This is a genomic window from Salinibacterium sp. NG22 (assembly GCF_015864925.1).
Taxonomy (GTDB): domain Bacteria; phylum Actinomycetota; class Actinomycetes; order Actinomycetales; family Microbacteriaceae; genus Rhodoglobus.
Genome location: NZ_JADYWG010000002.1, coordinates 90,705 through 103,283, shown reverse-complemented (window position 1 = coordinate 103,283; position 12,579 = coordinate 90,705). Strand labels below are relative to the sequence as shown.

General features: G+C 62.0%; 10 protein-coding genes. 4 read left to right on the top strand and 6 right to left on the bottom strand.

Annotated elements, in window-relative coordinates:
- The first annotated feature begins 6 nt into the window (after positions 1–6).
- Positions 7–684 carry an ATP-binding cassette domain-containing protein gene (locus I6E81_RS10120; RefSeq protein WP_197107325.1) on the top strand — a complete coding sequence of 226 codons (678 nt, stop codon included), beginning with the start codon at positions 7–9 and terminating at the stop codon, positions 682–684.
- Positions 684–2,198 carry a hypothetical protein gene (locus I6E81_RS10115; protein WP_197107324.1) on the top strand — a complete coding sequence of 505 codons (1,515 nt, stop codon included), beginning with the start codon at positions 684–686 and terminating at the stop codon, positions 2,196–2,198. The genes I6E81_RS10120 and I6E81_RS10115 overlap by 1 nt, the downstream gene beginning before the upstream one ends.
- A gap of 16 nt (positions 2,199–2,214) precedes the next feature.
- Here the strand turns inward: I6E81_RS10115 and I6E81_RS10110 are convergent, their stop codons facing one another.
- The 6 genes from I6E81_RS10110 to I6E81_RS10085 all read right to left on the bottom strand — a co-directional run bounded on the left by I6E81_RS10110 (position 2,215) and on the right by I6E81_RS10085 (position 9,530).
- On the bottom strand, positions 2,215–4,443 hold the full coding sequence (locus I6E81_RS10110) for a S9 family peptidase (protein WP_197107323.1): 2,229 nt from the start codon (positions 4,441–4,443) through the stop codon (positions 2,215–2,217).
- Between the two features lie 66 nt (positions 4,444–4,509).
- Positions 4,510–5,253 carry a FadR/GntR family transcriptional regulator gene (locus I6E81_RS10105; RefSeq protein WP_197107322.1) on the bottom strand — a complete coding sequence of 248 codons (744 nt, stop codon included), beginning with the start codon at positions 5,251–5,253 and terminating at the stop codon, positions 4,510–4,512.
- A complete protein-coding gene (locus I6E81_RS10100) occupies positions 5,253–6,041 on the bottom strand; it encodes a 3-oxoacyl-ACP reductase (protein ID WP_197107321.1) in 789 nt (262 codons plus the stop codon). The genes I6E81_RS10105 and I6E81_RS10100 overlap by 1 nt, the downstream gene beginning before the upstream one ends.
- A 33-nt stretch (positions 6,042–6,074) precedes the next feature.
- Complete coding sequence (locus I6E81_RS10095) at positions 6,075–7,436, bottom strand: aldehyde dehydrogenase (protein ID WP_197107320.1); 1,362 nt, start codon at positions 7,434–7,436, stop codon at positions 6,075–6,077.
- Positions 7,433–8,176 carry a gamma-glutamyl-gamma-aminobutyrate hydrolase family protein gene (locus I6E81_RS10090; protein WP_197107319.1) on the bottom strand — a complete coding sequence of 248 codons (744 nt, stop codon included), beginning with the start codon at positions 8,174–8,176 and terminating at the stop codon, positions 7,433–7,435. The genes I6E81_RS10095 and I6E81_RS10090 overlap by 4 nt, the downstream gene beginning before the upstream one ends.
- Positions 8,163–9,530 (bottom strand): glutamine synthetase family protein, encoded by a 1,368-nt coding sequence (locus I6E81_RS10085; protein ID WP_197107318.1) that lies wholly within the window; start codon positions 9,528–9,530, stop codon positions 8,163–8,165. The genes I6E81_RS10090 and I6E81_RS10085 overlap by 14 nt, the downstream gene beginning before the upstream one ends.
- 218 nt (positions 9,531–9,748) lie before the next feature.
- Between I6E81_RS10085 and I6E81_RS10080 the strand changes: the two genes are divergently transcribed.
- Both I6E81_RS10080 and I6E81_RS10075 read left to right on the top strand, forming a co-directional pair.
- The gene (locus tag I6E81_RS10080; protein ID WP_197107317.1) at positions 9,749–11,293 is read left to right on the top strand and encodes an amino acid permease; all 1,545 of its coding nucleotides are present in this window, start codon (positions 9,749–9,751) and stop codon (positions 11,291–11,293) included.
- Positions 11,294–11,643: 350 nt separating this feature from the next.
- A complete protein-coding gene (locus tag I6E81_RS10075; RefSeq protein WP_197107316.1) occupies positions 11,644–12,504 on the top strand; it encodes a sulfurtransferase in 861 nt (286 codons plus the stop codon).
- The last annotated feature ends 75 nt before the right edge of the window (positions 12,505–12,579 follow it).

Below are 12,579 nucleotides of genomic sequence, written 5' to 3'. Positions count from 1 at the left end.
GATTTCATGGGGAAATCTCAGGACACGGCAGTAGTTGCGGGAGCTGACGGGAGTTTCGGCATCCGAGTCGACTCCCTTGCTGTTCGCATCGATGACGTGCCGCTCTTGGAGTCGGTGTCGTTCGACATCTCGCCAGGCACTGCAGCGGCCATCATCGGCGCCAATGGTGCCGGGAAAACCACGTTGCTGCGAGTGCTCGCTGGCCTGATTGCGCCAACAACGGGAAGCGCGCACGTCGGTGAGCTGCCAGCGGATGAGCGAAGCCCGGCTTTTCGACGAATGGTGGCGGGTCATATCGGCCACACCTCGTTCGCCCGCGATCTCACCCTCGACGAGCAACTGACCATGGTCGGCGTCTCGTGGGGCGCGGAGGTTCCTGTCGCTCGCGAGCGGGCCGCAGTGCTGCTCGATGACTTCGGCCTTACTCGCCTGCGAACGCGCTTCGCCCACGAACTCTCGTCGGGCCAAACCCAGATGTTCTCCTTGGCTCTCGCAATCGCACGGCCCTTCGACGTGCTGCTGCTCGACGAGCCAGAACAGCGACTCGACAAGGAACGCCGAAGCCAGGTCGCCCGCATCCTGAGAGGTCTCGTCGCTGAGGGCACGACACTGCTCTTTGCCTCGCACAACGCGAAACTGATCGACGCTGTGAGCGGCAGCACTGTTGCATTGACACGCTCGTAATGGCATCCGATCCGACGCTTCGGCGTCTGCAGCAACTGCGCCGCGACCGGCAGGCACAGAGTGAGAGCGAACTCACGTACGTGATCTATATGAGCGTGTTGCTTCTGCTCATTGTTGGCGTACCCATTATTCGGATGGCGGTGCTTGGCCTTGCCACTCCCGACGTGATGGCCCTAGTGGCGAGCCCAACCGCGCCGGCGGTGCTCTCCGCGATCACCGGGTTGCTCTTTGCCGGACTTGTCGTGGTCGGACGCGCTCGCGGACCAGCGGTCATGGATCTGTTCCGCAGCAACGTCGTCGCGAGCAATCATCTGCCTCGCCGTCACACACTGCGGCGCCCGTTTCTTATCTCGGCCTCACAACTCGTGGTGGCGCTCACCGCGGTCGCGCTGGTCCTCGCTTCTGCGCTCGCAGTGGCGGGCGCGGCGACAGCGCTCTCCGTCATCGCGTTCGTAGCGGCGACAGTACTGATCGGCATCCTTGCCTCAATTGCGTGGTTGCTCGGCCAGAGCGTGTCGACGCCCACCTCACAACAAGTAGCGGCGGCGCTCGCAGTGGCGTCACTCGGCATGGCAGCGATTCCGGGCGGACTGGCCGCAACGCCGTGGGGCTGGTTTGCACTGCTCTACCCTGGCGCCGCGCTTCCGGCGTGGCCAGCGTTTGTGGCGTTGGTGGTGATGGCGATCATCGCCGCCCTCGCTATTCCGCGACTCTTGGACAGCATCCGCGGTCCTGAATTGAGAGCTCAGGCGCAGCGCTGGAGCAGCGCCGCCACGTTCAGTGCGACAGCCGACCTTGCGGGAGCATTCGCAGAGTTTCGGAGCCTTCCGACCGCGGGTCGTCGTTGGAGAGCAGTGCGGAATGTGCCAATGCCCGTACTGATGTTCGTGCGTGATCTTGTTGGCTCGCTGCGTTCTCCCGAACGACCCATCGTTGCGGCGCTGTCGCTGCTCGTCTCAGGGTTCGTGCTCGCGAGCATGAGTGCTGTGCCCGCGACGGTTGCGTGGGCACCGGCCCTACTCGGCGGAATCATTGCGTTTCTCGCGCTCGGCGTGTGGAGCGATGGCTTTCGCCACGCCGCCGATACCGCTGTCGCAGTGCCGCTTTACGGTTTCGGTGTAGCGAAAGAGTTCGCGCTGCACGCGCTGCTTCCGGTGGCCGGGGTGTTCGTTTTCGTGGGCTCGGGAGCTCTGGCCGCGACTGCTACCGGTGCGTCGCTCCTGAGCGTTGCTCTGGCGGTCGTATTCGCGCTGTTTGTCATCACCGTTCGAATGATGAACGCCACTAAGGGGCAAATGCCGATCGAACTCCTCGCACCTATCCCTACCGCGGCAGGAGACCTTTCTGGCGTGCTGATCGTGCTCTGGCAGGCTGACGCGGTGCTGCTCGTCAGCGTCGCGAGCATCGTGTTGGCGTCAAGTTGGCTCAGCGCACCGCTGCTCTTTGCAATGCTTCCGATTGCCAGCACAATCGTGCTCTGGCTGGCGAGTCGAAACATCGCTGCTGCTCGCTGACGCGGAGCGCTCCCGATCAGCTCGCTGAGTCGCGCGTCACATCCACCATCCACGCGTAGTTGAAGGCACGCTCGCGCCACGCGTCGTAGCGACCGGAGACGCCGCCGTGGCCCGCCGCCATCTCGGTCTTGAGCAGAGCATCCGCTCCCACCTCGCGCAGTCGGGCAACCCATTTGACCGGCTCGACGTAGAGCACGCGCGTGTCATTGAGCGAGGTCACGGCGAGGATGCGCGGGTAGTGAGTGTCGTGCACATTCTCGATGGGGGAGTACGACTTCATGTAGTAGTAAACCTCCTCGTTGTGGAGGGGGTCACCCCACTCGTCCCACTCGATGACGGTCAGCGGCAGCGATGGATCGAGGATCGAGGTGAGCGGGTCGACGAAGGGGACGACCGCGAGGATGCCCGAGAACAGTTGCGGGGCCAGGTTCGCGACGGCACCCATGAGCAGGCCGCCGGCGCTTCCGCCCTCAGCAACAAGGCGATCGCTTGACGTGACATCGGTGTCGATGAGGTGATGGGCGCACGCGACAAAGTCGGTGAACGTGTTGCGCTTGTGTAGCTTCTTGCCACCCTCGTACCAGGTGCGGCCCAGTTCGCCACCGCCGCGCACGTGGGCGACCGCGAACACCATGCCGCGGTCGAGCAGGCTCAGGCGGGCAGCGGTAAAGCCCGGGTCAATGCTGATCTCGTACGAGCCGTAGCCGTAAAGCACGGTCGGGGCCGGGGTGCCGGGCACCACGAGGTCGTTGCGGTACACGAGGGAGATCGGCACGCGAGTGCCGTCGGAGGCCGTGGCCCACTCGCGACGCTGGGTGTATAGCGCGGGATCAAAGCGGCCAAGCACCGGCTGCTGTTTGCGCACGACGAGTTCGTTGTCATCCACGAGGTAGTCGTAGACGATCGTCGGGGTCACGAAACTGCCATAGCTGAGACGGATGCTCGGCTGATTCCATTCGGGGTTGGAGCTGAGGCCAACGGTGAAAAGTTCGTCGTCGAACTTCAGTTCATGCGGAATGTCTTCGTAGCGACCGCCATGCTTCGGAACGATCGCAATCGCCACGCGGGTGAGACCCTCGCGGCGGTACTCGATGGCCACAAAGTCCTTGAAGGCATCCACGCCCTCGAGGCGCACGGCTTCATTGTGGGGGAGGATCACGCGGCGCTCGCCGAGGGGATCCGCCGCCGCAACACTCACGAGCTCGAAGTTGATTGCATCCTTGTTGTGCACAATCAGCAGACGATCTTGCGTGCCAACCACCACGTGTTCGACGTCGTACTCGACGCCGACTTCGCGCGGCCAGACGACCTCGAACTCACCGGTCGGGTCGCTCGTGTCGAGCAGTCGCGTCTCGCTCGTCAGGCGTGAACCGGCCTCGATCGCCAGATACTTGCCACTGCGCGAACGCCCAACGCCCACCCAGAAACTCTCGTCGGGCTCATGAAACACCTGCACCGCGGATGCCGCAGCAGTGCCCAACTCGTAGCGCCAGACGGTATCGGGGCGCCACGCATCATCAACCGTCGTATAGAAGACGTACTTGCCCGTGGCATCCAAGAGCGCGCCGCCCGCGGTGCCCGGAATCTCATCCGGAAGGTCATCGGCGGAGCTGAAGCGGATGACGGTCTCGGTGTCGGAGGGACTGCTCGCGGCAGCGCTCGCCGCAGCGGCATCACCGAGCTGGCGCACGCGCAACGTGTACCGCTCGTCGCCTTCGATGTCGACACCGTAGAGCAACAGGGTTCCGTCGTCGCTGAGCGAGAACGAGCCGAGGCTGAAGAAGTCGTGCCCCTCTGCTTCGACGTTGTTGTCGAGAAGGATCTGCTCACCGGGGAGCGTCGTGGGAACGGCGGCAGCGGCATCCGCGGCAGCACCCTCAGCGTCACCAGCCACAGGCTCGGCAATCGTCGGCGGAGTCCAGTCGTCGTCGGCCGCAATCGGCGCGCGGCAGTGGATCGCGTACTGCTTGCCCTCTTCGGTGCGGCTGAAATACCACCACTGCCCACGGCGAACCGGAACGCTCAGATCGGTCTCCTGCGTGCGGGCCTTGATCTCTTCAAAGACCTGCTCCTGCAACACGCTCAGGTGACTCGTACGCGCAGCGGTGAACGCGTTCTCGGCGTGGAGATGCGCGAGGGTGTCGGGGCTCTCTTTGTCACGCATCCACTCGTAATTGTCGACGTAGTGGTCGCCATGCTGGATGCGTTCGGTGGGAACCTTCGCGGCTTCAGGTGGGGTGAGCATGCCTTCAGCGTATGCCGGATTTCTGAGTAGCGGGAGTGCCCGCAACGTGAATCGGAGCTTCGGCCGCTACTCGAGGAAGCCGCGCAACAAGAGCGCCGTGCCCGCAAGGTGTTCGCTCATTGCTTGGGCGGCAGCATCCGGGCGTCCGGTCAGAATCGCAATGGCGATTTGTTCGTGCTGAGTGTTGGAGTGCGCGATGTTGGGGCCGAGCGAGGGGATGCTGTCGAGCAACTCATTGACGCGCATCCGTACATCGGCAATCAACGGAGTGAGGGAAGCAGAACCGGCGAGCTCGCCCACCATGAGGTGAAAGCGCGAATCTAGGCGACGGTATTCTTCGTCGTTCGCCGCGTTCGCGTTGCCCAGGCTCTGCCAGAGAAGTTCTCGCTCAGTGGGAGTGAGGGCGCGACCTGCAGCCGCGCGCGCTCCGCCGACTTCGAGAATCTCCCGCAGGGTGAGCGTGTCTTCGATCACTTCGGGGGTGAGCGGGCGTGCTGGCCCCACCGAGTCGTCCGAGGGCGATCCCGGAATATGTGTCGGCAGCACGTCGCTGACAAATGTTCCCCCATAGCGACCGCGTCGCGACACGAGATAGCCAGCGTCGCTGAGCGAGGCGATAGCGTCACGCACGGTGTCTCGACTAACCGAGAGCATCGTGGCGAGTTCACGTTCAGCGGGCAAACGTTCGCCGGGAGCGACCAGCCCAAGACGAACTGTCTGAAGAAGGCGCTGAACGGTCTCCTCGAAAGAGTTGCCCCCGCGCACCGGGCGCAGCAGCAACTCCCCGTGGAGACCGGTCGGCTCATCCATTACAGCGGTGTCGTGTAGGCAGAGCTGATGCCACCATCGACGATGAACGTCGACGCGGTGATGAATGAAGAGTCATCGCTGGCAAGGAACGCAACCGCGGCTGCGAGTTCGTCTGCTTCGGCGAAACGGCCCATGGGGATGTGGACGAGACGACGAGCGGCACGTTCCGGGTCTTTTGCGAAAAGTTCTTGAAGCAGGGGAGTGCTCGTGGGGCCAGGGCAGAGTGCATTGACTCGAATTCCCTCCCGGGCGAACTGCACGCCCAACTCACGGCTCATCGCCAGCACGCCACCTTTGGAAGCGGTGTACGAAATCTGGCTGGTCGCTGATCCCATAATAGCGACGAAGGATGCCGTGTTAATGATCGAGCCCTTGCCCTGCTTGACCATGTGCCGCAGAGCCGCGCGGCAGCACAGGTACACAGACTTGAGATTGACGTCTTGAACCTTTTCCCACGCCGGCAGTTCCGTCGTCACGATCGAGTCATCCTCTGGCGGCGAAATCCCGGCGTTGTTGAAGGCGATATCGACTGAGCCGTAGGTGCTGGCGGTGGTGTCGAAGAGAGCGTTCACCTGCGCCTCATCCGTCACGTTGACTTTGATGAAGTGGCCGCCAACAAGTTCAGCGGCCGCGAGACCCGTCGTCTCGTCCATGTCGCCGATGACGACGGTGGCGCCCTCGGCGGCGAAGCGGCGCGCGGTGGCCAGGCCGATGCCGCTCGCTCCGCCGGTAATGACGGCCACTTTGCCTGCGAGGCGCTGCGTGAGGTCAAGAGGGGTAATGGTCATGTGATGCTCCTTGGATAAAAGGTGTCGAGAGGGTTAATCAACAGCGATGAAAACGTTCTTGGTTTCCGTGAAATTCAGCGGTGCATCGGGGCCAAGCTCGCGGCCGAGGCCGGACTGCTTGAAGCCACCGAAGGGCGTGGAGTACCGCACCGAGGAGTGCGAGTTCACGGAGAGGTTGCCGGCCTCGACACCTCGGGAAACCCGAATTGCCCGGCTGACATCCCGAGTCCAAATCGAACCCGAAAGCCCATAGTCGGAGTCGTTGGCCAACTGCAGAGCATCGTTCTCGTCGTCGAAGGGAAGCACCGTGACCACGGGCCCGAAGATCTCATCGGTCACGCAGCGATCATTGCGCGATGCTGGCGTCAACACCGTCGGGGCGAACCAGTAACCTGCTCCGTCGGGAGCGCTGCCGCGGAAAGCAACAGGCGCATCGGCCGGCACGTAGGACTGTACAGAAGCGAGGTGCTTTGCTGACACCAACGGCCCCATTTCCGTCGCTTCATCCGTCGGATCTCCCACCTTCACGCCAGCAACGGCAGGTTCAAGAAGTTCCATGAAGCGGTCGTAGGCGCTGCGCTCCACCAGAATGCGGCTGCGGGCACAGCAGTCCTGGCCTGCGTTCTCAAAGACGCCGTAGGGTGCCGCAGCTGCAGCTTTCTCTAGATCGGCATCCGCGAACACGATGTTGGCGCTCTTGCCGCCCAGTTCGAGCGTGACGCGCTTCACTTGATCCGCGCAGCCGGCCATGATCTTTTTGCCGACGGCAGTCGATCCTGTGAACACCACTTTGCGTACGGTGGGGTTCGTCACGAAGCGCTCGCCGACTACCGAACCCTTGCCGGGAAGAACCTGAAATAGCCCTTCGGGGAGGCCCGCTTCGAGAGCAAGTTCACCGAGACGGATGCTCGTGAGCGGCGTCCACTCGGCAGGCTTCAGCACGACGGCGTTACCGGCGGCGAGTGCCGGAGCGAATCCCCATGCCGCGATCGTCATCGGGAAGTTCCACGGAGTGATGACGCCCACAACGCCGAGCGGCTCGTGGAAGGTGACGTTGAGTCCGCCAGCTACGGGAATCTGCTGGCCGAACATCCGCTCGGGAGCTGCAGCGTAGTAGTTGAGAACGTCACGGACGTGACCGGCTTCCCAGCGAGCCTGCGAGATCGGATGCCCGGAGTTGCTAACCTCCAGCGCTGCAAGGTTCTCGACGTCGCCGTCGACAGTCTGCGCGAAGCGACGCAGCATGAGCGCCTTGTCGGCGGGGGAGACGCGAGCCCATGCTTTCTGGGCGACTGCGGCGCGGGCGATTGCGGCATCCGTCGCTTCGATGTCGAGGAGATCGACCGAGCCAATCTCGGCCTCGGTTGCGGGATTGATGACGGTATAGGTGCTCACGCGAGAGCCTTTCGGTTGATTCGGGCTGCGTCGACCAAGCCCTCGAATAGTCGGATGTCTTCTGGCGCTGCCTCGGGATGCCACTGCACTGCAACCGCAAAAGTCGCGGTAGGCAGTTCGACAGCTTCGATCACGCCGTCGCTCGTGCGGGCCGTGACGACGAGCCCCTCGGCCAGTTGATCAATCGCTTGGTGGTGATAGAGGGGAACGACGAGTGGTTCGGTTTGTCCGCCGAGAACCTTATCGATTCGGGTGTTGGGCTCGATCTCTACGGGGGTGTGGCTGAAGTTGCCGCCGCCGAGTTGATAGTCACTGTGGCCGACCACTTCAGGGAGATGTTGGTGCAGGGTGCCTCCCAACGCGACGTTGAGAATTTGAGCCCCGCGACAGATGCCGAGAAAAGGGAGGTCGGCATCGAGGGCCTGACGCATCAGTTCGTCTTCCCACGCATCACGATCGAGTCGAGGATCATCGGTGGTGGGATGCGGCTCGTGGCCGTAGCGCGCCGGATTGATGTCTTTGCCACCGGTGATGATGAGGCCGTCGAGACCGTGTAGCACCCGGCGAGCAATCTCGGGGCTGACCGGTTGTGGCGGCAGCAGCACGACGATGCCACCGGCGCGAGTGACCGCTTCAAAGTAGGCCTTCGGCAAGAAAGATGCGGGAACATCCCACACACCAGTCTGCGACTGTTCGAGGTAGGTGGTCAGGCCGATAATGGGCCGATCAGAGTCGTTCAAAGCCGCGCACCTTTTCCCAATCGGTTACTGCAGAATCAAAGGCAGCCAGTTCAATCGCGGCGTAGTTGAGGTAATGGTCAACTACTTCATCGCCGAAAGCGTCACGGGCAAAGGTGGATGACGCGAACAGATCGGCCGCTTCACGCAGCGTTGCCGGAACCCGCGGAACATCGCTCGTGTAGGCGTTGCCTTCAAAGGCATCGTCGAGTTCAAGCTCGTTGTCGATTCCGTAGAGCCCGGCCGCGATGAGGGCGCTGACGGCAAGGTACTGATTCACGTCTCCGCCGGGCACGCGGTTTTCGACGCGCATTCCGTGGCCTTGACCAACGACGCGCAGCGCACACGTGCGGTTATCGAGACCCCAGGCGAGTGCGGTGGGAGCAAAGCTTCCCGGAACGTAGCGCTTGTACGAGTTAATGTTGGGGGCGGAGAAGAGCGTGAGTTCGCGCATCACCGCGAGCTGGCCCGCAATAAAGTGACGGAACATTTTTGACATGCCGTGTTCGGCATCCTTGTCGGCAAAGACGGCGGTGCCGTCGGTTCCTCGCAGACTGATGTGGATGTGGCAGCTATTGCCTTCCTTCTCGTTGTACTTCGCCATGAAGGTGAGGCTCTTGCCGTGCGCATCGGCGATTTCTTTCGCGCCGTTCTTGTAGATCGAGTGGTTGTCGCACGTGTCGAGGGCTGAGGCGTAGCGGAAGCCGATCTCTTGCTGGCCAGGGTTGCACTCGCCTTTGACGCCCTCGCAATACATGCCGGCGCCATCCATACCGTTGCGGATGTCGCGCAGCAGCGGTTCCATTCGTGTGGACGCCAGCACGTTGTAGTCGATGTTGTAGTCGGTAGCGGCAGTCAGCTCGCGATATCCCTTCTTCCAGGCGTCGCGGTAACTGTCGTCGAAGACAATGAATTCGAGCTCAGTGGCGACGAACGTGTCGAGGCCACGTTCTGCGAGGCGGGCGAGTTGGGCTTTGAGAATCTGACGGGGAGAGGGCGCTACGGGCGTTTCGTCATGCCAGCGCAGGTCGGCGGTGACCAAGGCGGTTGCCGTGAGCCAGGGCGCGCGACGGAGGGTGCCGATGTCGGGCACCATGACCATGTCGCCATAACCGCGCGACCAGCTTGACATGGCGTAGCCCTCGACAGTGTTCATGTCGACGTCAACGGCCAAGAGGTAGTTGCAGCATTCGGCACCGTGATCCGCGGCATCCTCAAGAAAGAGTCTCGCTGAGAGGCGCTTGCCCACCAGTCGTCCCTGCATGTCGGTGAAAGCTACGAGAACCGTGTCGACTGCGCCACTGGCAACATCGTCTTTGAGTTCTGCGAGCGTGAGGTTACCGGAGCTGGGGGACATTAACTTCTCCTCATTAAGCAAGTCAAATGGTGCGCTTTCCGACCATTAGAACACATTGATGACTGTGTTGCTCATAAATCTCCCCCAACATCGCGGGAAATTTCTGTGGATTATGGGTAGTCAACAACCATTGATAACCGTATAGTCATCGCAAGGATTCTCCCAGCATTGTGTGATCGACCCGTCGGTGCACGCAACCAGACTGCAAAGGAAACAGGATGTCCAAAGACACACTGAACGTCTCCGGGGTGAAATACACGACGGCTGCGGCCGGGTATTTCGAGAAACGCACACTCAAACGCACGGCGGGAATCTGGGGGCTGTGGGGGCTCGCGGTTGCAGCCGTCATCTCGGGTGACTTCTCCGGCTGGAACTTCGGAATCGGGTTCGCTGGCTTCGGCGGGATGCTGATCGCCTTCGCCCTGCTCATCTTTATGTATTACGGGATGATCTTCAGCATCGGTGAAATGGCATCCGCCATGCCACACACCGGCGGAGCTTACTCCTTCGCTCGTGCCGCAATGGGCCCGTGGGGCGGCTTCGTCACGGGGCTCGCTGAGACGATTGAATACGTTGCTACTACGGCGGTCATCGTTTACTTCTCAGCGGGATATGCCGACTTCATTACGAGCGAGCTCTTGGGCTTCTCGCTGCCGGCGCCAGTGTGGTGGCTGATTCTGTACATCGTGTTCATCGGGCTGAACTCGGCCGGCGCAGCGATTTCATTCAAATTTGCGATCATCGTGGCGATTGTTTCGATCACCATCTTGCTCGTCTTCTCCGTCATGGCAGCATTCTCCGGTCTTTTCAGCTGGGACAACTTGTTCAACATCGCCGCCGACCCGGGGCAATCATCCTTCCTGCCTCATGGCATAGTGCCGATTCTCTTCGCGCTTCCCTATGCCATGTGGTTCTTCTTGGGGATCGAAGAGTTGCCGCTCGCTGCGGAAGAGGCTCACAACCCTGTGCGTGACATCCCGAAGGCCGGGTTGATCGCTCGCACGACGCTGATCATCACGGGTCTTCTGGTGCTCTTCCTCAACACGGGAATCGTTGGTGCGTCTGAGATTTCTACGTCGGGAGAACCCCTACTTGATGGATTCCGTGCGATCGTCGGAGACCAAGCAGCGGCGGCCCTCGCGTTGTTTGCGCTCATCGGGCTCTTCGCGTCGTTGCAGGGAATCATGTTTGCTTACGGACGCAACATGTATTCACTGTCACGCGCCGGTTATTACCCGAAATTCTTGTCGCTCACTGGCAAGCGTCAGACTCCCGCTGTTGCGCTCTTAGTGGGCGCAATTATCGGCTACGTCGCTCTGGTTCTCGTTGACAGCCTCGGCGGCGCAGATGGTGTCGCGGGTGCAATCGTCTTGAACATCGCGGTGTGGGGCGCTGTTATTGCTTACGTGCTGCAGATGGTGTCGTTCCTGATTTTGCGCAAGAAATACCCGAACGCAAACCGCCCCTACCGCAGCCCCTGGGGTGTTCCCGGAGCTATTATCGGCGGCGTTCTTTCGTTGGCGATCTTCTTCGGCTTCTTCATCAACGAGCCCGCTCGTCCGGCGATCGGCGCCATCGCTGTGGTCTACATCGTGATGCTTGCGATCTTCGGGCTCTACGGTCGCAAGCGCCTCGTGCTCTCGCCTGAAGAGGAATACGCGATCTCTGGCGGGCTCCACGGGGATCCTCAGAAGGAAGGGTATGGCGGTGTCGTCGAGGAGGAACTTCTCGCTGCTGACGGTCGGGACGAACCTCGGAGCTAATTGAGTTGTACAGCCCCGTCGGCATCGTTAGGGATGTCGGCGGGGCACCCCCACGACGTGGTGCAGTGCGCGCAGCGGAACCAATTGCTGTCAGAGCGTTCGTGGGCACCATAGTTTTCGCACAGGGGGCATTCGGCCATGGTCTTCGACATCGTTGAATCTGGCTCCCTGTTCGCAAGATCTCGCGGTACTTCGAGTTACCGCGACGCTACACACCATTATTGAGATAATTTCGGAATTAAGCATCCCCCTCATCTGGGCGCGTGGAGATGGGCGCCAGTGTTATGGCCAGTCACGTCATTGCCGCGGCGAATGTCATCATGGAACTATCCCCACGATCGGAGCCTCGGATGCCACACCCCCTCGTCACCGCGAACGAACTTGCCGCACTGCTCAACGATGCGTCCTCCGGGGGCGCGCCGGTACGGGTTCTCGATGTGCGCTGGAGCTTGGGCGGGCCCGCTGGGCTACCTCTCTATAGGGAAGGGCACATCCCTGGTGCGGTGTACGTCGACCTCGACACCGAGCTCGCCCGCCATGGGGAACCGCAGGAGGGGCGGCATCCGTTGCCTGCTGCCGCAGATTTTCAGGCTGCTGCGCGCGGCTGGGGTCTCAACGATGGCGACACGGTTGTTGTCTATGACGACTGGAACAGTCTTGCTGCGGGCCGCGCATGGTGGTTGCTGCGTTACATGGGCGCTTCCGACGTGCGGGTACTCGATGGCGCGCTGTCCGCGTGGACGACGGCCGGGCATCCACTCGCTGTCGGCGCTGACGATATGACGAGTGTCGTGCCGGGCGCGATCACGCTGAGCGCTGGTCACGAGCCCGTGTTGAGTGCCGACGACGCTGCGTCGCTTCCGGCGAATGGCGTGCTGCTCGATGCTCGCGCCGGCGAACGCTACCGGGGCGAGACCGAGCCGATCGATCCTCGTGCCGGCCACATCCCCGGGGCGATCAGCGCTCCGACATCAGCAAACTTGGATGACGCTGGTCGCTTCCTCGACCCCGACACATTGCGCGAACGCTACGAAGCCCTCGGCGTCAGTGTCGATCGTGCGGTGGGGGTGTATTGCGGTTCCGGGGTGACGGCGGCGCACGATGCTCTGGCGCTGACGGTTGCGGGCTTCCGCCCGGCCCTGTTTCCCGGATCGTGGTCCGCTTGGGCCAATCAGCCAGAGCGACCCGTCGCGACTGGGGCTACGCCCTAACGGCGCGACGCTCTAACGGCGTTTCACCGCGCTCCCTTTAACTGCCGAATGGCCCCGACGCCGAAGTGTCGGGGC

Coding starts and splice junctions, on each gene's coding strand:
- I6E81_RS10120 (WP_197107325.1), top strand. CDS start 7: ATGGGGAAATCTCAGGACACGGCAGTAGTTGCGGGAGCTGACGGGAGT.
- I6E81_RS10115 (WP_197107324.1), top strand. CDS start 684: ATGGCATCCGATCCGACGCTTCGGCGTCTGCAGCAACTGCGCCGCGAC.
- I6E81_RS10110 (WP_197107323.1), bottom strand. CDS start 4,443: ATGCTCACCCCACCTGAAGCCGCGAAGGTTCCCACCGAACGCATCCAG.
- I6E81_RS10105 (WP_197107322.1), bottom strand. CDS start 5,253: ATGGATGAGCCGACCGGTCTCCACGGGGAGTTGCTGCTGCGCCCGGTG.
- I6E81_RS10100 (WP_197107321.1), bottom strand. CDS start 6,041: ATGACCATTACCCCTCTTGACCTCACGCAGCGCCTCGCAGGCAAAGTG.
- I6E81_RS10085 (WP_197107318.1), bottom strand. CDS start 9,530: ATGTCCCCCAGCTCCGGTAACCTCACGCTCGCAGAACTCAAAGACGAT.
- I6E81_RS10080 (WP_197107317.1), top strand. CDS start 9,749: ATGTCCAAAGACACACTGAACGTCTCCGGGGTGAAATACACGACGGCT.
- I6E81_RS10075 (WP_197107316.1), top strand. CDS start 11,644: ATGCCACACCCCCTCGTCACCGCGAACGAACTTGCCGCACTGCTCAAC.